This is a genomic window from Rhizobium sp. S96, from assembly GCF_030382195.1.
GTDB lineage: Bacteria > Pseudomonadota > Alphaproteobacteria > Rhizobiales > Rhizobiaceae > Rhizobium.
This window is the reverse complement of the sequence record NZ_JAUDRY010000006.1, coordinates 1-22580: the sequence shown is the minus strand read 5'-3', so window position 1 is coordinate 22580 and position 22580 is coordinate 1. Positions and strand designations below refer to the sequence as shown.

At 60.0% G+C, this 22580-nt stretch carries 17 protein-coding genes and 1 riboswitch; of the genes, 9 read left to right on the top strand and 8 right to left on the bottom strand.

Annotated features, from left to right (window positions below):
* Window positions 1-7: 7 nt before the first annotated feature.
* On the bottom strand, window positions 8-1519 hold the full coding sequence (locus QTL94_RS07815; RefSeq protein WP_289801142.1) for a leucyl aminopeptidase: 1512 nt from the start codon (window positions 1517-1519) through the stop codon (window positions 8-10).
* A gap of 272 nt (window positions 1520-1791) precedes the next feature.
* On the opposite strand from QTL94_RS07815, the gene QTL94_RS07810 reads away from it, so the two are divergent.
* The 4 genes from QTL94_RS07810 (at window position 1792) to repC (ending at window position 6658) form a co-directional block, all read left to right on the top strand.
* Window positions 1792-2694 (top strand): LysR family transcriptional regulator, encoded by a 903-nt coding sequence (locus QTL94_RS07810; RefSeq protein WP_289801141.1) that lies wholly within the window; start codon window positions 1792-1794, stop codon window positions 2692-2694.
* 364 nt (window positions 2695-3058) lie between these two features.
* Window positions 3059-4294, top strand: a complete 1236-nt coding sequence (gene repA / locus QTL94_RS07805; RefSeq protein ID WP_289801140.1) for a plasmid partitioning protein RepA — start codon at window positions 3059-3061, stop codon at window positions 4292-4294.
* Window positions 4291-5289, top strand: coding sequence for a plasmid partitioning protein RepB (gene repB / locus QTL94_RS07800; RefSeq protein WP_289801139.1), 999 nt, complete (start codon window positions 4291-4293; stop codon window positions 5287-5289). The genes repA and repB overlap by 4 nt, the downstream gene beginning before the upstream one ends.
* A gap of 154 nt (window positions 5290-5443) precedes the next feature.
* Entirely contained in the window at window positions 5444-6658 is a 1215-nt protein-coding gene (gene repC / locus QTL94_RS07795) for a plasmid replication protein RepC (protein WP_289801138.1), read from the top strand.
* Window positions 6659-7401: 743 nt separating this feature from the next.
* Here the strand turns inward: repC and ribB are convergent.
* From ribB to QTL94_RS07760, 7 genes are all read right to left on the bottom strand, one after another.
* The gene (gene ribB, locus QTL94_RS07790; RefSeq protein WP_289801137.1) at window positions 7402-8031 is read right to left on the bottom strand and encodes a 3,4-dihydroxy-2-butanone-4-phosphate synthase; all 630 of its coding nucleotides are present in this window, start codon (window positions 8029-8031) and stop codon (window positions 7402-7404) included.
* 115 nt (window positions 8032-8146) lie between these two features.
* A riboswitch (FMN riboswitch) is annotated at window positions 8147-8291 on the bottom strand.
* Window positions 8292-8398: 107 nt separating this feature from the next.
* Window positions 8399-9181, bottom strand: coding sequence for a glucose 1-dehydrogenase (locus tag QTL94_RS07785; protein WP_289801136.1), 783 nt, complete (start codon window positions 9179-9181; stop codon window positions 8399-8401).
* Between the two features lie 67 nt (window positions 9182-9248).
* Complete coding sequence (tpiA, locus tag QTL94_RS07780; RefSeq protein ID WP_289801135.1) at window positions 9249-9986, bottom strand: triose-phosphate isomerase; 738 nt, start codon at window positions 9984-9986, stop codon at window positions 9249-9251.
* 4 nt (window positions 9987-9990) lie between these two features.
* On the bottom strand, window positions 9991-10779 hold the full coding sequence (locus tag QTL94_RS07775; RefSeq protein WP_289801134.1) for an SDR family oxidoreductase: 789 nt from the start codon (window positions 10777-10779) through the stop codon (window positions 9991-9993).
* Window positions 10780-10801: 22 nt separating this feature from the next.
* Window positions 10802-12280: a sugar ABC transporter ATP-binding protein gene (locus QTL94_RS07770; RefSeq protein ID WP_289801133.1), complete on the bottom strand. Its 1479-nt coding sequence runs from the start codon at window positions 12278-12280 to the stop codon at window positions 10802-10804.
* Window positions 12281-12309: 29 nt separating this feature from the next.
* Entirely contained in the window at window positions 12310-13239 is a 930-nt protein-coding gene (locus QTL94_RS07765) for a sugar ABC transporter substrate-binding protein (protein ID WP_065692856.1), read from the bottom strand.
* Window positions 13240-13355: 116 nt separating this feature from the next.
* Window positions 13356-14339 (bottom strand): ABC transporter permease, encoded by a 984-nt coding sequence (locus tag QTL94_RS07760; RefSeq protein ID WP_065692857.1) that lies wholly within the window; start codon window positions 14337-14339, stop codon window positions 13356-13358.
* A gap of 218 nt (window positions 14340-14557) precedes the next feature.
* Between QTL94_RS07760 and QTL94_RS07755 the strand changes: the two genes are divergently transcribed.
* From QTL94_RS07755 to QTL94_RS07735, 5 genes are all read left to right on the top strand, one after another.
* Window positions 14558-15370: a transketolase gene (locus tag QTL94_RS07755; RefSeq protein WP_289801132.1), complete on the top strand. Its 813-nt coding sequence runs from the start codon at window positions 14558-14560 to the stop codon at window positions 15368-15370.
* Window positions 15370-16326 (top strand): transketolase family protein, encoded by a 957-nt coding sequence (locus QTL94_RS07750; RefSeq protein WP_289801131.1) that lies wholly within the window; start codon window positions 15370-15372, stop codon window positions 16324-16326. Before QTL94_RS07755 ends, QTL94_RS07750 begins: the two co-directional genes overlap by 1 nt.
* A gap of 64 nt (window positions 16327-16390) precedes the next feature.
* Window positions 16391-17857 carry an FGGY family carbohydrate kinase gene (locus QTL94_RS07745; protein WP_289801130.1) on the top strand — a complete coding sequence of 489 codons (1467 nt, stop codon included), beginning with the start codon at window positions 16391-16393 and terminating at the stop codon, window positions 17855-17857.
* A gap of 21 nt (window positions 17858-17878) precedes the next feature.
* Window positions 17879-18832 (top strand): sugar-binding transcriptional regulator, encoded by a 954-nt coding sequence (locus tag QTL94_RS07740; protein WP_065692861.1) that lies wholly within the window; start codon window positions 17879-17881, stop codon window positions 18830-18832.
* A 384-nt stretch (window positions 18833-19216) separates the two neighbouring features.
* The gene (locus QTL94_RS07735) at window positions 19217-19696 is read left to right on the top strand and encodes a ProQ/FINO family protein (RefSeq protein WP_289801129.1); all 480 of its coding nucleotides are present in this window, start codon (window positions 19217-19219) and stop codon (window positions 19694-19696) included.
* The last annotated feature ends 2884 nt before the right edge of the window (window positions 19697-22580 follow it).

The following is a 22580-nucleotide window of genomic DNA, read 5'->3' as shown; positions in this document are numbered from 1 at the left end:
AAGACGCCTAGGCGCCCTTCCGGTTCGTCTGCACCCATTCCTCCAGCATCTGCACGCCGAAGGCCGTGGCGCCTTCCCGGCCAAGCGGACGATCCTCGGGGGCCAGTTCCTTGCCGGCGATGTCGAGATGCACCCACGGGCGATCCTCGGTGAAGTGACGAAGGAAGGCCGCGGCATAAGGGGAATCACCATCCTCCATGTCTTTGGCATGGTGGCGCAGGTCCGCAAGAGGCGATTTCAGCCCTTCGTCATAGGCCCGGTCGAGCGGCAGGCGCCAGAAACGTTCGCCGACCTTTTCCCCGGCGGCGATCATCTCGTTCGCAATCGCGTCGTCCGTGCTGAACAGGCCCGCGAAGATCGATCCGAGGCCGCGCATCACCGAATAGGTCAGTGTTGCCAGGTCGACGATTACCGATGGCTCAAAGCGTGTCGCCGTATAGTGCAGGCAGTCGGCAAGGATCAGCCGGCCTTCCGCGTCGGTATCGAACACCTCGACTGTCTGGCCGGACGCGGTGGTGACGATGTCACGGGGCTTCAGTGAGGTGCCGGACGGGAGGTTTTCGGCAATGCCGAGGACACCGACGGCGTGCACGGGGCTCTTTTGACGTGCCAGCGACAGGAGGAGGCCGACGACCGCCGCCGCCCCGGCCATGTCTGCCTTCATGTCGAACATCTGGATGCCGCCCTTGATGCAAAGCCCGCCGGAATCGAAACAGACGCCCTTGCCGACGAAGGCAAGAGGCTGTTCGGCCGAACCTTTTCCGCGATAGCGCAGAACGGCCAATCGCGGCGGACGCACAGATCCTGCGCCGACAGCCAACAGGGCATTCATGCCGAGTTCCTTGAGTTCGGCGGCCTCGAGCACTTCAACCTCTATCCCGGCTTCCCGCAGCGGCGCGAGATGGGCCGCGAAACTATCGGGATGGAGGTAGTTCGGCGGCAGGTTGACCAGCGTACGGGCGTACTCGACCCCCTCGGCAACGGCGTTGGTGCGAGCAAGCGCCACGTCGAGCGCATGCTTGTCAGCGCCGACCAGTTGCAGGTGCCAGGCTTTGTCGGTCTCAGCCACGGGGCGCTTGTTGCGCAGGTCAAAACGATAGCGGCGCAGTCGGATACCGAGCGCCACGCGCGCCAGGATCTCAGCCTGCGAGAGGCTCGCTTCAGCAGCGGAATCGAGAACGAGCGTGGCATCTGTCTCGCCCAGATCCTCCAGGTGAGCAGCAAGGCTCCCGCCCGCTCGCGCAAGCGACAGCGCAGTCAATGCTTCCGGTTTCCCGAGGGACAGGATGAGAACGCGGCGCGTCGATATCGCCTGCGGCGGCACGAGCTCGATGCAGGTGCCGTTTTCGGCGAGCTTTTCGGAGGAACAGGCCCTGGTGATGATTCCGCCCAATATGGCATCCAGCTCAGCGGCGCGAGGGCCAAGAGGCTGTCCGGCGAGCTGGAGGATCACGATGATCGACGCTTCGGCGGAGATTGCATCCACCGCTTGAAAGACCGGAACGGGCGATTGGGGCATGAAGGTATGCTTCCTGTTACAGCTACGCGGAGGTGGCTGCTGCAGGCATGGGGCATCGATCCGGAGAACGGCATTTGCCGCCCGTCGAAGCGATGCTTCGTGCCGGAAGCCATCACCGATGGATGGATGCGTGCCAGAGACCGAATAATCGTGTTCTCATGGCGACTTAGAGGCTCGTCACAAATCGGTAACGCCGAACGGGACAGGCGTTCAAGCGCCAATTTTGCTCATATCGATTGACAAAAACTCAAGTGATAATTCATGGTCTGCGCATGGCTTTACCTTCACTCAACGGCATGCGCGCTTTCGAGGCGGCCGCACGCCTCGGCAGCATCAAGGACGCGGCGGAAGAGTTGCATCTGACGCCTTCCGCGGTCAGCAGGCATATCCGAACGCTGGAGAAAACCCTCGGCCAGGATCTGTTTGAACGCGGGTTCCGGCAGGTGACCCCGACGATGCGTGGATCATACTATGCGCGCAGCCTGTCAGAGGCCTTCGAGGCGCTCTGGCGCGCGACGGAAGACGTCAGCCTTTACGAGAAGCCGCGCGGCGACAAGGCGCAACGGGTCAAGCTCATGTGCGAGCCGACCTTCCTCAACCTCTGGCTGGCCGATCGGCTGCCGAGCTTCCGTCGCCTGCATCCATCCGTCGATCTCGAAATATCGACATCAGGCAAACGAGCCAGTGTTGATCTGGCGATCGTCGACGAGTTCGCCTACAAGGCCGGCCCGGCGCTGACGATGATGGTTCCGCTGCTGCTCACGCCGGTTTGCGCCCCTTCCCTGCTGGAGGGCCCAATACCGCTCCGCTCACCGGCCGACCTTGTCCGGCATCACCTTATCCACGAATGCGAGACGACGCGCTGGAAGCAATGGTTGGAGCGTGAATCCATTGCGTACGTGCCATCGCGCTCGAGCTCCATTCTTCACGACTGCACCCTCATCATGCGTGAGGCGATGAATGGCGCGGGGATCGCCCTTGCCGACACAATCATGGCACAGGATCTCCTGCGTCAGGGCAAGCTCGTCGCGCCGTTCGCCAATCGCCACGCCTACCCCGCCGGCTATTATCTGCAGCAACGGCGGAGTATCGGCAACAAGCCCGGGGCCGGCCTGTTTCAGGACTGGCTCTTGGCCGAGGTCGAGGAACACAAGAGAGCGATGGACATCGCCTAGTGGCAGGTGCAGGCGGGGATGGAGTAAGGTGCACGCGACGCCGCGCAGTCACGCAAGTGAGTCGCGAAAATCGGTGCATTTTGATGATGCATGGCGCGTTCTTGGCGGTGCATTCGCCTTGTTCGTTGTCTTGAGAAATTTTTCTCTCATGGTGGCCGTGACGAGGCCGATCAGGCGAAATAGGCTGTTCTGCTTGAGGTACGGGCGCTCAGAGTTGATTTGCCTTTAAGAACCAATAGGTTTGTCAGGAATTCGTTAACCTTAAAACGCTTGCGCCCGCGATAGAATCGGTTCTTATTCGTCGCGTGCGGAGTTTTGGCTTTTGCTGGGCATCTTCCGCACATGAGAGCTAACAGGCGAGAAGATGACGAAAACCGCAAAGGCCGCAACTGGCCGAACATCACCACTCCGATCCAAAATCGCGGGGCATTCGGCATCTCTTTCAGCCAAGCTGCAGGAGCATCAGACCAATATTTTCCAGCCGCATGCTCGCAAGGGGATCCGTTCGTTCTCGCCGTCTGAGGCGGCCAAGCTTCTCGGCGTTGCCGAAGGTTATCTGCGCACCAGCGCCGTCGAGTTGGAACGAAAGGCCGCAGAAGGCTCGGAACGCGAATTCAGCCCGGCGCTCGCGGGCGGCCGGCGCATGTATTCCGTCCAGGATATCGCGGCGATGCGCGCTTATCTGGACAAGCCGGCGCGATCCAACGGCCGCTACCTGCCGCACCGTCGCCAGGGTGAGGAGCTCCAGGTCATTTCGGTCATGAACTTCAAGGGCGGGTCAGGCAAGACGACGACGTCCGCGCACCTCGCCCAGTATCTTGCCTTGCGTGGCTATCGTGTGCTGGCCATCGACCTCGACCCGCAGGCAAGCCTTTCGTCGCTGTTCGGCAACCAGCCGGAACTCGACGTTGGGGTCAATGAAACGATCTATGGCGCCATTCGCTACGACGAGGAGCGCCGTCCGGTACAGGAGATCATTCGAGGGACCTACATTCCCGACCTCCACCTCATCCCGGGCAATCTTGAACTCATGGAGTTCGAGCACGACACACCGAAGGCTCTGCTCCAGCGCAAGCCCGACGACATGCTGTTCTTTGCGCGGCTTCAGGCCGTCATCAGCGATGTCGAGGACGCTTACGACGTCGTCGTCATCGATTGCCCACCCCAGCTCGGCTTCCTCACGCTGTCTGCGCTGACCGCAGCTACGTCAGTGCTGATCACCATTCATCCGCAGATGCTGGATGTCATGTCGATGAACCAGTTCCTCGCCATGACGAGCGCGCTTCTCGAAGAAATCGCCGAAGCAGGTGCTGAAGACCGCAATAACTGGATGCGGTATCTCGTCACCCGTTTCGAGCCGACCGACGGTCCCCAGAACCAGATGGTCGCATTCCTCCGCTCGATGTTCGGCGAGGATGTGCTTGTCAATCCAATGCTGAAGAGCACGGCCGTTTCCGACGCGGGGATAACAAATCAGACGCTCTTCGAGGTTGAACGCAGCCAGTTCACGCGTTCGACCTACGACCGGGCGCTCGAGTCGATGAACAACGTCAACGCCGAGATCGAGTCCTTGATCAAGGCGACATGGGGTAGATCATGAGCCGAAAGAACCTTCTCTCCTTGCTGCACAGTGAGGGAAAGCAGGATCAGCTTCCTGCGGCCCCGCCGCCACCCATCCGCCCGCTTATGGATGCGTCGAAATCAAAGCCGATGGCGGCTGTCAGCAAATCGCTCGGGGATCTGAACGATCGCAGCCGTCGTGCCAACGAGATCGAACGCAAGCTGGCTGAAGGCCAGGCGGTAATCGAGCTGGATACGGCGAGCATCGAACCATCCTTCGTGCAGGATCGCATGGAAGGCGATATCGACGGCCTTCTCGCTTCGATCCGTGAGCAGGGCCAGCAGGTTCCGATCCTCGTGCGTCCTCACCCTGAGCAGCCAGGTCAATACCAGGTTGCCTTCGGCCATCGTCGTCTTCGCGCCATCACGGAGCTGGGGCGTCAGGTCAAGGCGATCGTGCGTGACCTGACCGACGAGCAGCTGGTGATCGCCCAGGGTCAGGAAAACAACGAACGCGAGGACTTGAGCTTCATCGAGAAAGCCCGGTTCGCAGCTCGACTGAAAGAACGTTTTTCGCGCGACGTGATCACGGCGGCAATGTCGGTCGATAAGAGCGATCTAACGCGGATGTTTAATATCGTCGATGCGTTGCCTGTGGAACTGATCGACGCGATCGGGCCGGCCCCGGGTGTCGGACGGCGGAGCTGGATCGAGTTGGTCGAGCTTCTCGAGAAGGCGCCGGCGCCACAGGAAGCCACCCAGTTCGCGCTTGGTCTTCGTGCCCTTGCCTCGCAGGATCGCTTCAAGGAAGTCGTTACTCACCTGAAACCGCGGCGTATTGTTGCGCGCGGCGTGCCCGACGTTCTCGCAGCGCCTGACGGCGCGCGGCTGGCGCAGGTCAAGCAGAGCAAGGCCAAGGTTGAAATCATGATTGACAGGAAGGCAACGCCAGACTTCGCGGCCTTCGTTCTGGAACACGTACCGGCGCTCTATGCGGAGTACCGGGCCAAGCATCAACAAAAGAAGGAAGCGTAACCCGCAAAAGAAAAGAGCCCCCAAAACGTCGCCGTCTCGGAAGCCCCTATCTGTCTAAGCACCAGTAGAATCGCATTTCCGGGAATCATCGTCAAGAGTCTTTGGCATCGTTTTGATGAGCGGATTTCTTTTGCCTGCTGAAAGGTGAAAGACGATGCAAACGGGAAGTGTGACGACGCCTTTCGGGCGGCGGCCGATATCGCTTGCTCTCGTGCGGCGCCAACAGGCGACCGCGGAGATCAAGGCGGGCAAATCGGCGGACAAATGGAAAGTCATGCGGGACGCTTCGGCGGCCATGGAACCGCTCGGGCTGCAGTCGAACAGCCTCGCGGTCCTCGACGCATTGTTGAGCTTCTATCCGGAAAACGAACTGCGCCAGGACGCGCAACTGATCGTCTTCCCTTCGAACGTGCAGCTGTCGCTCAGAGCCCACAGCATGCCGGGATCCACGCTTCGGCGCCACCTGGCATCACTTGTCGACGCCGGATTGATCGTGCGAAAGGACAGCGCCAACGGCAAGCGCTTCGCCCGCAAGGATGACGCCGGCGATGTCGAGAGCGCTTTCGGCTTCGATCTTTCCCCGCTGCTTGCCCGTGCGGAAGAGCTCGCGGCGTTGGCCCAGCAGGTCGTCGCGGCCCGTGCGGCCTTCAGGAAGGCCAAGGAGAACCTGACGATTTGCCGTCGTGACGTACGCAAGCTGATAACGGCAGCGATGGAGGAGGGGGCTGACGGTGACTGGCAGGCTGTCGAAGCCATTTATATCGCGCTAATCGCTCGTCTCCCGCGCGCACCATCGATCGACGACGTGACGAGAGTGCTCGATGAAATGGAAATGTTGAAGCAAGAGATCCTCAACGGGCTGGAAAATCAGGAGAAAACAGAAAATACCAGCACCAATGATGCTCATATCGAGCGGCACATACAAAATTCAAACCCCAACTTCTCAAATGAACTTGAACCAAGCTCTGAAAAAGAGCCGGGGGCGAAATCGAGCCAAATGATCCGACCGACCAGTGAGCGGCTGAAGGCTTTCCCGCTTGGGGTCGTGCTGAAGGCCTGCCCCCAGGTGTCTGATTACGGACCGGGCGGAGCAATTGCGAGTTGGCGCGATCTTATGTCGGCGGCCGTGGTGGTTCGATCGATGCTGGGGATCAGTCCGTCGGCTTATCAAGATGCTTGTGAAATCATGGGGCCGGAGAATGCGGCGGCGACCGTGGCCTGCATTCTGGAGCGGGCGAACATGATCAACTCTCCGGGTGCCTACCTCCGCGATCTGACCCGTCGGACGGAACGTGGCGAATTTTCGCTCGGGCCGATGATCATGGCGCTGCTCAAGGCGAACGGAGAAAGAGGCCTGAAGGCAGGATAGCCGTGGGCGGATTGCGCACCGGCGAGGTGCTGAACGATGCCCTTTTCACAACGACTGCTTGCTGGGAGCGTAGTTCGCGAACCGGTCCGGCCGACGTTGGAATGATAGAGGAGTGGCTGTGTTATTTCCCGGAAATAGCCGCCTCCCCAGAATGGAGAGGCGGCTCCCCCGCCCTTTTTCGCCTAGCGGCAAACGGTGCGGTATTTCGTTATCCGGTGATGGTGGCTCCACACGTGGTACGGCTGTTTCCAGCAGTGGTCATATCGCACGTGATGTCGGTCGTGATGATAGCGGTCCTGGTAATATCTGTGGTCACTCCGACCCGGCTCGCCAATGCGGATGGTAACGCTGTCAGCGTAAGAAGGGGCAGCGGTTGCAGCAAGCGATGACATAGCAAGAACGGTCGCGACGATAAGTCTCTTCATTACATTCTCCATTGATTTCAGAGACATAAACGTTCGAGCCTTCTATTGGTTTCATCCAATTTTCGTCGAGACCAAAACACCAGGCCGAATAGTCTGCGTCGTCGAGCTCTGACGACAGAGCATCGAGGATGGCGCGCGGGTACGCATTTCTCGAAGGGAAATGCCTGCTGCGTCGGAGCTAAAAGGTTTCGGAGAAGGCGGAGATTTCTATGAAAAGAGGCGCGCAAACCAAATCTGTAAACAGTTGCTGGGCGCTGCATTTGTAGTCGTCTCGAAGCGGAAAACCTTGCCGCTTCGAGACGAGATTGTGACTGGAGATCAGGCCGCCTTCACGGGCAGAGCGGCTGCGGTTCTGTAGGCGATCAGGTCTTCGATCGTGATCAGATGAAGGCCGTGGCGTTCTGCAAAAATCTCAAGGTCGGGAAGGCGCGCCATCGTGCCGTCGTCGTTCGCGACTTCACAGATGACGCCGGAAGCGGAAAGGCCGGCCAGCCGCGCAAGATCAACGGCCGCTTCGGTGTGACCCGGGCGAGACAGGACCCCATTCGGATGGGCGCGCAGGGGAAAGATGTGACCAGGACGGGCGAACTCCTCGGGACGGGTCCCTTCCCGCACAAGCGCCCGGACGGTCGCTGCCCGGTCGGCGGCTGAAATGCCGGTCGTCGTTTCCGGGATGTAGTCGACGGAGACGGTGAATGCGGTCTTCAGAACTTCGGTGTTGCGAGGAACCATCAGCGGAATGTCGAGCTCATCGAGCCGTTCGCCTTCCATCGCGACGCAGATAAGTCCACGAGCGTGGTTCATCATGAATGCGATCGCCTCAGGCGTGATCGCTTCCGAGGCGATTACCAGATCGCCTTCGTTTTCGCGGTCCCGGTCATCGACGACCACAACGATCTCGCCACGGCCAATCGCGGCAACCGCGTCTTCAATCTTCGAAATAGTCATTCATCGTGCCTTTCAAGGGTTAGCCGTTTGACCGGCGTGCATGGCCTTCAACAGCCATCATCATCCCTTGGGCGAACAAGCACACGACACACCGCACCCAAGGCGGCGTTCGCTGCGTTGCTCTCTTCCATCCGGACTTTAACCGTCGGCTCCGGCATCTCACCGGATCTGCTGACCCTTCGTTTTCACGAAGGCGCTCGCGGGCTCCGAGTTTCCTCGATACCGCCGGTGGGGAATTGCACCCCGCCCTGAGAACAAATGTAACATAGACAATCGATAGCCGGTTCCGCAAGGGGGCTCGGCGCGTTCAATCAATGAGGACGAAGTTCCATCGGTGAACACACTGTTCCCCGTCGCCGAATAACGGCTACGACATGATCAGGCCGCCATCGACGTTGATGGTCTGGCCGGTGATGTAGGCCGCGTCGTCACTGGCAAGGAAGGTAACAAGGCCGGCGACGTCTTCGCCCGATCCTGCGCGCCTCATCGGAATTCCCTCGACCCATTCCTTCATGAGTTCGCCGGGAGCGTAATTCCCGAGAAGCTTGCCCCATGCCTGGTCGTTATAGGCCCACATGTCCGTTTCGATGATGCCGGGGCAGAACGCGTTGACGGTGATCTTTTCCGTCGCGACTTCCTTGGCAAGGCTTTGGGTAATGCCGACAACACCCATTTTCGAAGCCGCGTAGTGCGGGGTAAAGATGAAGCCGTCGCGTGCCTGGCCAGAGGCGGTATTGATGATGCGGCCACCACGTCCGTGCTTGCGCATCCGCAAGATTGCTTCCTGCGCACAGAGGAAGACGCCCTTGGTGTTGACGGCCAGAACCTTGTCCCATTCGTTCTCGGTCATGTCCTCGATGCGCGCGATCGTGATCACGCCGGCATTCTGGATCGAGACGTCGATTGTACCGAATGCTGTTTCGGCGGCGTCGTAGAGAGCCTTGACGCTTGCCTTGTCGGTGACGTCGCCGACGAAGGAGATCGCCTTTCCACCGTCCGACTTGATCTGCTCGGCCACGGCGTGGACCGAATCTTCGTTTGCGGAGACGACCAGATTGGCGCCTTCCCTGGCAAAACGCTTGGCGATCGCCGCCCCAATCCCGCGGCTGGCACCCGTGATCACCACGGTCTTGTTGTCGAAGCGGCTCATGTTGTCATCCTTTCATGGTGTCAGCTAAGGCGGCTTGGAAAGCCGCCGTCTTTCTGGTGGTGCCGGATCAGCCGGCCGCCGAGATGATGCCTGCGAAATCTGTTGCCTTGAGCGATGCTCCGCCGACGAGGGCGCCGTCGACATTCGCGACGCTGAAGATCTCGCCTGCATTGCTTGCTTTCACCGATCCGCCGTAGAGGATGCGAACCGTCCGACCGTCGGCGCCCAATGCATCGACGAGGAGCCTTCGGATGGACAAGTGGACTTCGGCGATTTGTTCGAGCGTTGGAACGAGCCCGGTACCGATCGCCCAGACCGGTTCATAGGCGATCGCGGTGTTGCTTGCGGTGGCGCCGGCGGGAATTGAGCCACGCAGCTGCTCGCCGACGACTTCGATCGCCCTTCCCTCGTTGCGTTCGCTTTGTGTCTCGCCCACGCAAACAATCGCGATGAGCCCGGCTTGATGCACGGCGGCGGTCTTGGCCGCGACGATTTCATCGTCCTCGCCGTGATCAAGGCGCCGCTCGGAGTGTCCGACAATGACGTATCGGGCGCCAGCATCTGCCAGCATCTCAGCGGAGACGTCACCGGTATAGGCGCCGGACACCTTCGCGTGGCAATCCTGCGCACCGATGCTGATGTTCGTTTCCTCGACCTGGTCAACCGCCCGGTCGATCAGCGTGAAGGGCGGGCAGACGACGATATCGCACGCCGTACTGCCCGTTAGTCCCTTCAACGCGACGATCTCAGCCAGGGAGGAAGCGAGACCGTTCATTTTCCAGTTGCCTGCGATCAGCTTTTTCATCGGATCACCAGCAGCAGAAGCCGCCATCGACGAGGAGGTCGACGCCCGTGACAAAACTTGCGGCGTTCGAGAGCAGGAACACGGCCGGTCCGACCATTTCATCGACTGATGCCATGCGCTGCATCGGTGTCTGCTCTTCGAAAAGTTTGGTCTGGTGAACCATTTCGGGCCGGGTGTTCATCGGCGTCGCGGTATATCCAGGCGAAATCGTGTTGACACGGATGCCGCGGTCGACCCATTCCATCGCCATCGATTTTGACATGTGGATCACGCCCGCCTTGGACGCGTTGTAGTGCGCCTGGTTCAGTCCGCGGTTCACGATAACGCCCGACATCGACGCGATATTGACGATTGCGCCGCGTCCATTCTTGAGCATGGCGCGAGCTTCGGCCTGGCAGGAAAGGAAGATGCCCTTCAGGTTGATATCCATCAACGTCTGATACTGGTCTTCTTCCATCTCTTCGGCGGGATTGGCGTTTGCGATCCCGGCGGCGTTGACCGCGAGCGTCAGCGCGCCGAGGTCTGCCTCCGTCCGGGCAACGGCGTCGGCGAGCGAGGATTTGCTGGTGACGTCGGCGGCGATCTGGATCGAGCGGCGACCGGCGGCCGCGATGTGCTTGGCGGTGCTTGCCAGGCCATCGTCGGTGCGGCGATCAAGCAGTGCAACGTCCGCGCCGCACTGGGCGAGACCGATTGCAATTCGTTGACCGATACCGCTTCCGGCGCCGGTCACCATGGCGACCTGGCCGCTGAGATCGAAAAGCTTCGGCGCGTTCAGAGTGATGTCGGACACCGCTCTTCCTTTCTTTGTTTTCCTAGATTGTTGCCAGTTCCATGACAGAGACGTCGTTTGCCTCTTCACGGGACAAAATGCCTGCCTGCGTGCCTTGAGCGAGCACGAGAATTCTGTTTGAGACGCCGAGAACCTCTTCGAGATCGGAGCTGACGACGATAACCGCGACGCCTTGTCGGGCGAGATTGGCGATAATGTCGTAAATACCGGCTCGTGCACCGACATCGATCCCTCGCGTCGGCTCGTCGAGAACGACCACCTTGGGATCGCGCATCAGCCACTTGGCGATGACGACCTTTTGCTGGTTGCCACCCGAGAGATCCGATGCAAGTTGCTCCGCCCGTCCCTTGACACCAAACTTGGCGACCGCTTTGTCGGCGAAAGAGCGCTTGATGCCGGCTGTGATCCAGCCGCTGCCGAGCTTGTCGAGGTTCGCGTAGATGATGTTTTCGCCAATGCGATGCCCGACGACGAGCCCCTGTTCCTTTCGATCCTCGGGTACCATGACGATCCCCCTGGATATCGCGTCCGCCGGGTCGCGAAGCTTGAGGTTCACGCCTTCGAGCTTGATCGATCCAGCGCTGACGGGATCCGCGCCTGCGATCGCGCGAACAAGTTCGGTGCGGCCGGCACCGACGAGGCCGGCAATGCCGAGGATTTCGCCGGCATGAACGTCGAACGTGACGTCACGGAACGAATCTTCCGGTGACGTAAGACCGGATACCTGAAGAACCGGCCGACTGGACGGTTCCGGAAGAGGTGGAAACATGCGATCGAGCGAACGGCCCACCATGCTCTCGACGATTGTCCGAACGGGCGTCGCGCTGTCTGCGAATTCGTGAACGCGCTCGCCATCGCGCAGGACGACGATGCGGTCGGTGATCTTCTTGATCTCTTCCATGCGGTGGGAAATGTAGATGATACCCACGCCTTCGGAACGAAGCTTTCTGACCTGCTCGAACAGCGCTTCGGTTTCGGCGCCGCCCAGTGCGGCAGTCGGCTCATCGAGGATCAAAAGCTTGGCGTTGAGAGCAAGCGCCTTGGCGATTTCGATCAGCTGCTGGTTGGCGGTGGAAAGACCAGCGACCTTTCGGGTCGCTGGAATATGCAGATTCAGTCGGGCGAGCTGCTCCTGGGCGCGGCGGACCATTTGCGCCCGGTCGACTACGCCGTTCTTCATCGGCCAACGACCGATGAAGACATTCTCGGCAATGGACAAGTGCGGCAGAAGCTGCAGTTCCTGGTGGATCAGGACGACACCCTTGTCGATTGCGTCGCGCGGCGCGGTTGGGGCATAGGGCTGCCCCAACCATGTCATCGTGCCTTCGGATGGCGTGCGTGACCCGGCAATGATGCCCGAAAGCGTCGATTTGCCAGCGCCGTTCTCACCGAGAAGTGCGACCACTTCGCCGGGATAGACGTCCAGGTCCACGTTTTTCAGAACCTGGAGTGGTCCGTAGCGTTTGGATATGCCCCTCAGGGAAAGAACCGGCTCGGTCACAACACACCTCCTAGAGACTTAAGACTGCATTACGGATGGTTGGCGATAAAGCCTGCGACGTTTTCCTTGGTCGTCAAGGTCGCGTCCATGAGCTGCACCGGCGGTACCTTTTCACCAGCAACGAGCTTGATGGCGTTTGCGACTGCGTCGCGGCCCATCTTCTGTGTCTGCTGGGTTGCGGTGACGTCGAAGACGCCCTTGCTCAGAGCCTCGAGTGCAGCGGTGTCACCGTCAAAGCCGCCGACGACGATCTTCTGAGACGGGTTTGCAACCTTGATTGCCTGAGCGGCGCCGAGCGCAAGGGCGTCAGCCTGGGCAAAGACGATCGAGACATCAGGGTTTGCCTGCAGCATGTTCTGCATGATCTGGAAACCTTCGTCCTGACCCCAGATGTTGGAATACTGCTCAGCAACGATCTTCACATCAGGATAGGCCTTGAGAGATTCAGCGCAGCCTTTCGAGCGGTCCTGTTCCGGCGTCGTGCCCTTCTGGCCGTGGATGATGACCATCTTGCCCTTGCCGCCGGCTTCCTTGAGGATGTAGTCGCAAACTGCCTTGGCGGAAGCGACGGAATCCGTTGCAAGGAACGTGTCGCCCGGTGCGCCTTCGGCGTTGCGGTCGACGTTCACAACAGGAACGCCGGCGCTCTTTGCGAGCTTCACCGGAACAGTCGCGGCAGCAGCACCTGCCGGAATATAGATCAGGGCGTCGATTTTCTGCGTGAGCAGGTCCTGGATCTGGTTGACCTGGGTCGGGCCGTCACCCTTTGCATCGACGGTAACGACCTCGATGCCGCGTTTCTTGGCTTCGTCTTCGACAGCCTGCTTGATCTGGTTGAAGAAGTTTGCCTGCAGGTTCGCGACGGCGAGGCCGAGCTTCTTCACTTCGGCTGCGTGGGCAGAACCGAGGGTCAGACCGAGAATGGCTGCGGAAGCGAGCAATGTGCGCGCAAAGTTCATGTTATTTCCTCCTTCGTTGATGAACCCTTGGGTATCCTCCCCCTCGGGCAGTAATCCGCTCCAAACCTTTCGGAGAGGAATTCTTGATGCCCGCCCGTGCGGCGGGCCGGCGGCTGCTAGGCAGCCCGCCGCTTACGGATGGTCTCGGCGCCAACTGCGAGAACGATGACGATGCCGATGATCACCTGCTGCAGGAATGGCGAGACATTGAGCAGATTGAGACCGTTGCGCAGAACCCCGATGATCAGCACGCCGATCAGCGTTCCACCGATGCCCCCTGCCCCGCCGGATAGAGACGTTCCACCGATCACGACGGCTGCGATGGTATCAAGTTCGTAGCCAAAGCCGCTCGACGGCTGAACGGAGTCGAGCCTTGCTGCCAAAACGATGCCAGCGAGACCTGCCAGGACCGCACTGATCACGTAGACGCCGATGGTTACGAGCTGAACATTGATACCGGCGAGACGTGCGACTTCAGGATTGCCGCCGACCGCGTAGAGCATCCGGCCTTCCGAACGGAAATGCAGGAAGATCCAGGCCACTAGAACGACCGCAAGCATCAGGAAAACGGTTGCTGTCAGGATTCCGAAGTGCCGGTCGATGGCAAGCATCATGAACCAATCGGGAAATCCGACGATCTGCTGGCCATCGGTGATCATATTCGCCACGCCACGTGCGGCAGACATCATTGCAAGCGTCGCGATAAAGGCGGGGACCCTGAACCAGGTTACAAGAATACCGACGATCAGTCCGCTCACGGCGGACGCCAAGAGGGCAAAGACGATCCCGACGGCAAGCGGCATGCCGGCGACGTTGGCTGTCCAGCCCATCACCATCATCGAGAGCGCCAGAACCGATCCGACCGACAGATCAATGCCGCCGATCAGGATGACGAAGGTCATGCCGACGGCCATGATGCCGAGTACCGTGATCTGGTCGAGGATGTTGAGACCGTTCCGAAGCGAGAGAAACGCATCGGTGCTGAAGGTCAGGAATATGCACAGAGCGAGGAGTCCGATCAGGGGGCCCGTGGCTCCCGTGAGCTTTCTGACCCATGCGCCAGACGGACGGCTCTGCTCATTTACGTCGATCGCCACCATCATTCCTCCCTGGAGACTAAGGCCGCGGCCTATAAATCTTCAAGCACGAATAAATATTCATGCCTGCTGGAAAATTCATTAACAAACTTGCCCATTCGGTGTCAACAGCGTTTCTGGGCCTCGGTGGCGAATAGAAATCGTTCAGGGGGCTTGACTAACCCTCTTCATGTGCAAAAATATAACCACATGAATAAATATGCACGAGAGGAAACAACCCAATGGAGCTACCGGAACTTGAACGTATCGCTCGCCAGATACGTCTGCGCGACCTCCAGGCCGTTTACGAGGCGGGAGCTGGCCACATTGGCGGCGAGATGTCCGTTATCGACCTGTTGACCGCGCTTTATTTCCGCGTGCTGCGCCTCTGGCCGGACGAACCCAAGAATCCCAATCGCGACCGCTTCGTGCTGTCCAAGGGGCACACGGCCTGTGCGCTTTACGTCACGCTGGCCAAGCGCGGCTTCATCCCGGAAGAGGAAATCTCCACCTTCCTGAAGCCGCACTCGCGGCTGAACGGGCATCCGAACTGCAACAAGGTTCCCGGCGTTGAAACCAACACCGGACCGCTTGGACACGGCCTTCCCGTGGCCGTGGGCATGGCGAAGGCCGCCAAGCTCTCAGGCGCCGACTACCATACCTATGTGATCACCGGCGACGGCGAGATGCAGGAAGGCTCGAACTGGGAGGCCATCATGGCTGCAGCCCAGTTCCGTCTGGACAATCTGACCCTGGTCATCGACCACAACCGCTTCCAGCAGGGCGCGTCGCTCTCCGATACGAACGATATCGCGCCGCTGCGTCCCAAGCTCGAAGCTTTCGGTTGGGAAGTCACTGAAATCGACGGCAACAACATGCGTGAAGTGGTTCCGGCTCTTGAGCATCGGAGCAACGGCCGCCCGCACTGCATCGTCGCGCATACCAACAAGGGACACGGTATCTCCTTCATGCAGGACCGTGTCGATTGGCACCACAAGGTTCCGAGCAAGGAACAGTACGAAATCGCATTGGCAGAACTGTCGGAGGCACTCTAATGAACGCGCCAGTAAATGCACCCAAGCTGTATGACTGCCGCGATGCGTTTGCCGCAACGCTCGAGCGTCTGGCAGCCGAGAACGAAACGATCGTCGCGGTTTGCAACGATTCAGTCGGATCGTCGAAGCTCGGGGGCTTCAAGTCGAAGTTTCCGGATCGCCTGGTCAACGTCGGCATCGCCGAGCAGAACATGGTCGGTGTTGGCGCCGGCCTCGCCAACGGCGGTCGCCTGCCCTATGTCTGCGGCGCCTCCCCGTTTCTGACCGGTCGCTCGCTTGAACAGATCAAGGCCGACATTTCCTACTCAAACGCGAACGTAAAGCTTGTCGGTATCTCCTCCGGTATGGCCTATGGCGAACTCGGGCCAACCCACCATTCGATCGAAGACTTCGCGTGGACGCGCGTGCTTCCGAACCTGCCTGTCATCGCGCCATGTGACCGCATCGAAACGGCGGCGGCGGTCGAGTGGGCGGCGAGCTACAATGGCCCCTGCTTCCTGCGTCTGTCGCGTGTCGGCGTTCCCGACCTTCTTCCCGAAGGCCATAAGTTCGAACTCGGCAAGGCCAACCTGCTGCGCGAAGGTTCCGACGTCACGCTAATTGCCAACGGCACGCTTACGCACCGTATCGTGACGGCTGCCGAGATCCTCGCGGAACGTGGCATCAGGGCTCGCGTCCTCAACCTGGCAACCGTTCGTCCGATCGACGAAGTGGCAATCATTGCCGCCGCGAAGGAAACGGGAGCGATCCTGACAGCCGAAGAACATTCGATCTTTGGTGGCCTCGGTTCGGCCGTTGCCGAGGTTGTCGTTGACAACGCTCCCGTGCCGATGAAGCGTCTTGGCGTTCCGGGCATTTATGCTCCGACCGGTTCGGCCGAGTTCCTGCTCGACGAATTCGGCATGGCTCCGTCGGCGATCGCGGATGCCGCGCAGGCGCTGATCAAGCGCAAGTAAGCGATAGCACGCCATCATGCCGGGACGCATAGGCGCCCCGGCCCGTAATTTTCTGGAGGATACGATGCGGGCTATTCTGGCCATCGACCAGGGAACGACCAATTCGAAGGCAGTTCTTGTTTCCGAAAAGGGTGAGGTTCTAGCAAGGGGGGCTGCGCCCGTTGGCATTTCCTATCCAAGGCCCGGCTGGGTGGAACAAGATCCGCGCCGCCTCTATGCATCCGTTTGCGAGGCAATCGAAGCCTGCTTGAACTCGGCGGCCGATGTGACTGTCGAGGCGATCGCGATCTCCAACCAGCGCGAGTCAGTCACAGCCTGGGACGCGGAAACAGGCGAGTCCCTCGGACCTGTCCTGAGCTGGCAGTGCAGACGCACGGCGTCTGATTGTGAACGGCTCATCGCCGAGGGGCGCCTCGAGCGCGTGCAGGCGCTGACGGGCCTGCCCCTGGACCCGATGTTTCCCGGTTCGAAATTCCGTTGGCTCCTCGATCGCGCGCCGAAGGGGCGTCCGATCCGGCTGGGAACGATCGACAGCTGGCTGATTCACTGCCTTACAGGCGGCCGCTTGCACGCATGCGACGCTTCGAACGCAGCACGAAGCCAGCTGTTTGACCTGCAGGCACAAACCTGGAGTGCCGAGCTCGGGGAGATTTTCGGGGTCGACATTTCATTGCTTCCCAAGGTGATGGATAGCTCTGCCGACTTCGGCACCACGCTGGGTCTCCCGGGTATCGCGGACGGCACGCCGATCCGCGCCGCCATCGGGGACAGCCATGCCGCTCTCTTCGGCCACGGGGCATTCAAGCCCGGCGATGGCAAGGTGACGTTCGGGACGGGATCGTCCGTCATGACCACCCTCCCCTCGTTCATCGCTCCCAGGAACGGTATCACCACAACGGTTGCGTGGCGGATCGGCGGCAAGCCCACGTTCGCTTTCGAGGGCAACATTCTCGTTTCCGCGGCAAGCCTGCCGTGGATGGCGGGTATTCTCGGCCTGCCGGACGTTGCCTCGCTTGTTGACCTTGCAGCCACCGCCGAAGCAAATGGCCCGGGTTTCGTGCCGGCGTTTGTCGGACTTGGGGCGCCCTACTGGAATTCCGACGCGCGCGCCCTCTTCTCGCAGATCAACTTTAGCACGACCCGTGCCCAGATGGCGCGTTCCGTCACGGACTCGATTGCATTTCAGGTCTACGACGTGATCCGGGCGATGCGCGCACAGAGCGGCGGCGAACTCGGGGCCCTCTATGTCGATGGTGGCCCCAGCCAAAACCGGTTCCTGATGCAATGCGTCTCCAACCTCATCGAGCACGCCGTCATCCAGTGCGAAGCACCTGAGGCGTCGGCCCTAGGGGCCGCCTATCTGGCAGGGCTATCGCTCGGCCTATGGCGTGATCTTGAGGTCATCGCGGCACTGCCGCGCAGCACGCAGACCATCGCGCCCGAAGCCGCCGATCGCGCCACGCTACTGAATACCTGGAATGATGCATTGAGCCGCTCGACGTTGGCGCTGACACCCGCTAAAGGTGAATAAAAATTCACACTGGGATCAACGATGACTCGACTGAACGAACTCCGTCTCATTTCCAGAGTGGCCCAGATGTATCACATCGAGGGGCGGCGACAGGCGGAGATCGCTCAGCATCTTAGGCTCTCCCAGGCGACCGTGTCGCGCATGCTGAAGCGTGCCGAGGCCGAGGACATCGTACGGACAAGCGTGATCCCGCCGGTCGGCACCTATTCCGATCTGGAGAAGGAGTTGCGGGACAAGTTCGACCTGCCGGAGGCGATCGTTGTCGAGTGTTCTGAAGATCGCGACGGCGCAATTATGGCGCGCATCGGCGAAGCCGCAGCCCACCTGCTGGAGGTGACGCTCTCGCCCGGCGAAATCATCGGCGTATCGAGCTGGAGCCAGACGATCTTCAAGATGGTCGAGGCCATCCACCCGCAGAGGAGTGCCCAGGCGAAGTTCATCGTCCAGACGCTGGGGGGCATGGGCGATCCATCGGTGCAGACACATGCGACGCAGCTGACGACACGGCTCGCGAGGATCACCGGCGCCGAACCCAAGCTCCTTCCCGTCCAGGGTTTGGCGTCGTCTCGCGAGGCGAAACTCCTGATGATGGCTGACCCGTTCGTACGGGAGACCTTTGACCTCTTTGCCAGCATAACGCTTGCCATCGTCGGCGTCGGCGCTGTCGAGCCATCCGAGTTGCTCGCAAGGTCCGGCAACATCTTTTCGTCTCGAGAGCTCGCCGATCTCGCGGAGGCCGGTGCGGTCGGCGACATCTCGCTGCGCTTTTTCGACAAACAGGGCAAGGCCGTAAAGACTCCTCTCGACGAGCGCGTCATCGGCCTTTCACTCGATGAGCTATCGCACATCGACCGGGTGATCGCACTTGCCGGCGGACAGAAGAAGACGGTCGCGATCGCAGGCGCCTTGCGTGCGCGGGTGATCGATACGCTCGTTACCGACAAGTTCACTGCGGCGCGGTTGATCGAGCTGTAGGCCGATCAAACATGTGGGTGAATGTCCTATGCGAGAATTGCGGGCATAGATATCGGCGCCGGCAGTGCGGTTAGGCAGCGCGCGTTAGCGCGAACCTATGTCGGACGATGACGTGGCGTGCCACCGTCTAACCCAGCTCTGAGAGCTTTCAGGTTCCGCAAGATCGGTGACCGCAGCAACCTGTAGCAGATAAAAACACAATTTATGATTGAATATGCTATCTCGGCATTGAAATCGCCGCCCTCAAGCATGCTTCGACCGTCTCAGGCCCTGAAATCTCCAACTTGTTCTCGTCGCGTACGTGGACCGCGCTCCACTGGAGGGGGGCGATGTCAAATTGTCTTCATGATCTTCTCCTAGGACCGGACGGAGACGAGGTGATCGATGACGAAACTCTGGACATCCAGTCGCGGACCAATCGCGGCAAACGAAACAGATCTGCTGAAGGCGAAAGCGATCAATGCCCTCCTGTTGCAGCCGATCGATATCCTCCCCTCCACAATCGGTGACCCGATCAAGCCTTTTGCGCTTGGGCTTTGGAACGAGATCCGACCTCTTCTGAGGCCAGATGCGAACGTGACCGCCCTACGACGGGCCACCGGCTCTTATCTGCATTCCAAGCGCTACTACCTCGCGACCGCCCAGCCGGAGTCGATGCGCTTCGATCTTCACGGCCGCAGCACAGGCCCGGTCTCGACTGCCGATCGCCTAGTCGCCCAGCAACGGTATCAAAGCCTGCTCCAAAGCAAGGAGCCCTCCCCTGCTCCCATCGCCATAGCCGCAGTCCCGCCCAGCCTCACCAAGACGGAACAGATCCGGGCTGCATTGCTAAGCCGCGACCGGCACAGGCAGCACAACCCATAAAGTGACGAATTGCTCCGCTCGCAGAGCTCCATCGAGTAGAGGCGCCGTCGGCATGAACCCGAGCGGGAGTTCGCTTGTGTGTCGAGTTGCAGATTGGCGATTGGCTGGCGCGCCGGCATGTTGCGCAGCGATATGGCAGTCGACACGACCGCGCGCTCTCACTCTCTGGCATCGTGACCTAAACGAGCCCGACCGATCTCGCACCGGCGAATGAATACGGTGGCTGAAAGATGCCAGCCGCTCGGACGTCAGCCGGACGTTCAGGTGTTCAACACCGCACGAATGCTTTTAGCGACCGGAACCTGGCGTGCCACTCGGTCCTCGATCCGGGTAGTAGCCCGCCTCTCCTATCCCGTCTCGGTAGTTCATTCTTTGCGCGTCCGTTCGGCCATCGTCACAATGGCCGTTGTAGCCGATCGAACTGGCATTCCCGTTCGCTTGCCAGCTCCTACGCCCAGGAGATGCGGAATGTTGTGCACGCAGAGCACTCTGAGAGCCGGACTCGAGAAAACTGTTGATACTCAGCCGCTTAAAGCCGTGGGCCGTGACCCACAGCGGTCTTCTTCCAATTCGTCCCCGAATCGGGCTGTCATTCTGGCCCGTTTGATGCCGGCTCGCTAAGGGCCTGCTTAGCGGAGAGTACCTCCGGTGCTCCGATGACCCGCCGTCCAGTGATCTCGTAGGGCGACGGCTGTGCCAACCGCTTGCGCGATTCGGCAATCACGCGGCGTTGCGGTCGGTTTTCCTGCGCATGACGACGCCAAGGGTCCGTCAAGTTGGTGAAAGGCCGCCGTTCCGAAAAGTATATATTCATCAATCGCTTAGTGTTGTGGGCCGCGGCCTACAGGGTTTTTCGCCTTCCTGCTGCTTTTGGTCTTCAGGAGTGCATGGGGCAGGCTCTCGCAACTCGCGAGGCTTGGAGCCGACCAAGGATGTGCGTCTCCCGTCTCCAAAACTCGCTCCACTTGTTGCGGGCGAGGGGAGCTTCCAGCCGCCGCGATCAGTTCGCCGAGGAGGTTAAAGCGACGGCTATCCCCTGGCGTATGGCCGTGCCGCCCGCCACTTGGTCTCGGCAATCTTCGAGCCTAAGGACGGAGAGGTCTCGTCCATACCAGCATTAGGGAAGGTGTCGTCACGAACTACGCGGTCTTCGGGTGTGGTTGGACGCCAAAACAGGCCAGGGGTGTTGGTCCATCGATACGGGGTTTGTTGCTGGCATTTGTCCGGCGACTTAACGCTCGGTTCATCCTGTGTGCAAGTTTAGTTCACCTAGGGGTCCGATATTAATGAGGTGGAAGACGTTCCGGTGTTTTCTAGTCAGCGTCGGATTATCGATAGGAGAATGAGCATGATGCTCGATGATATCTCGCCCCTGATCTGGATCGCTGCGGGTGCCTTTGTATTCTTTCGCTGGGTCGTCAGTGACATGAACCGTCACGGGTAGGCACAAAACCGCGCGCAGTTACCTCCGCACACAGCCGGCTTCCTGAGCCGAACGGTGTGACCGGTACATCGGTAGCCTCAATTCGTGGGAGTCGGTATTCCTGTAAGCGTCTCGACCGAGGCTGTTTCCCATCAGAATCAATCAGATTGCGATAGCACGACGGCCGTTTGACCGTGCAGGGGCTGGCGCTCACCACTTGTTTGAGCTGAATGGCGACATCGCCGCGCGCCAACCTGCCAGGCGATCGATAGTAGATGCCAGAAAGATTATCTTCCGAGGTCAGCGTGGGGCGATACGTCGGCGCTCCTCTTCCGCAGCTCGTCTAACGAACCCGATCGTGAAGCTCTGGACAGGGTTGCCTATTCGAGGGGAAAGTCGGTGCTATAGCGCATTGCGGTCGGAGGTATAGCCGTCGGAAGCCGGGCTTGAGTAGGGGTGAGTAACCTCCCATCTAGGTATCTCTTCTGAGCGCTGATGAGGTTGCCGCGACGGCGGGTGGCATTTGCACCGGTCCCGGTCTCAATGCGCCCCTATGGGTTCGGGCCCTGGACTGGCCGTTGGCTTGCATCTCGGCGATAAAAATGGACGGCAGATATGTTCGCGTTCGGACAGCCCGAGACAGGGAACTCCGCGTTGCGCAGTGGGGGAGGGAGCCCGCTGTCGGTGAGCTTTGGCGCGCAGCAAGCTCCGTTTATGACCGGCAGCTGGGTTCATCGAGCCGCGCTCGCTGTTGGTGACGGCCGCAAACTTCTAAGGACGCAAAATATTCTTTGAACTCGACAGCTTTGATCGCAAGCGTCGGGAATTCACGAGAATGATCCAGCACTCTCATGGAAGGCGAGACGGTATTGCGCCCAAGCGTTGTTCGATCGCCAGAGCAGACCGGCTTCGAAGCCGGGAGTACAATCAGCCAGTTGACCGACGACGGAAGATGAGCAACGCTGACACTTGCAGGAGCAGCAGTCACTACCGCGCCCCAATGGTTTGGGCGCCGATTGCTCTGCAGTTGATCGTCTGCGGCTAGCTGGCGGCAGAACGAAGCGTGCCGATCAGGGGTTCACGGGCAGATGCTGACGGCCATGGCGCCGATGTGAGATGCCTGTTGGGGCAAGCTGGGATATGACGGCAAGCTCGACGTCAGCACGGGCGGATAGGCTTGCATTCGAAGATGCGCCCGTCCTCCGACGCGAAATCCTCAGCAAATGGTTTGAATGCATTTGTTAACCATGTCATAACTGGACGAAGCAAAGTCACGTTTCGCTTCGCTTTGCAGTAAATTGAAAAAGATAACAATGCGCTACGACATCGATACATCGATGGTAAACAGTAAGCGGGGGTAAGCGGGGCTGATCCGGTGGCACTGCCGGCACAATGAGCAATGAAAAAGCGTCAGCCGCGCGCTGCGACCATGGAAGGGAGGGGCGCAATAGGATGATCGTC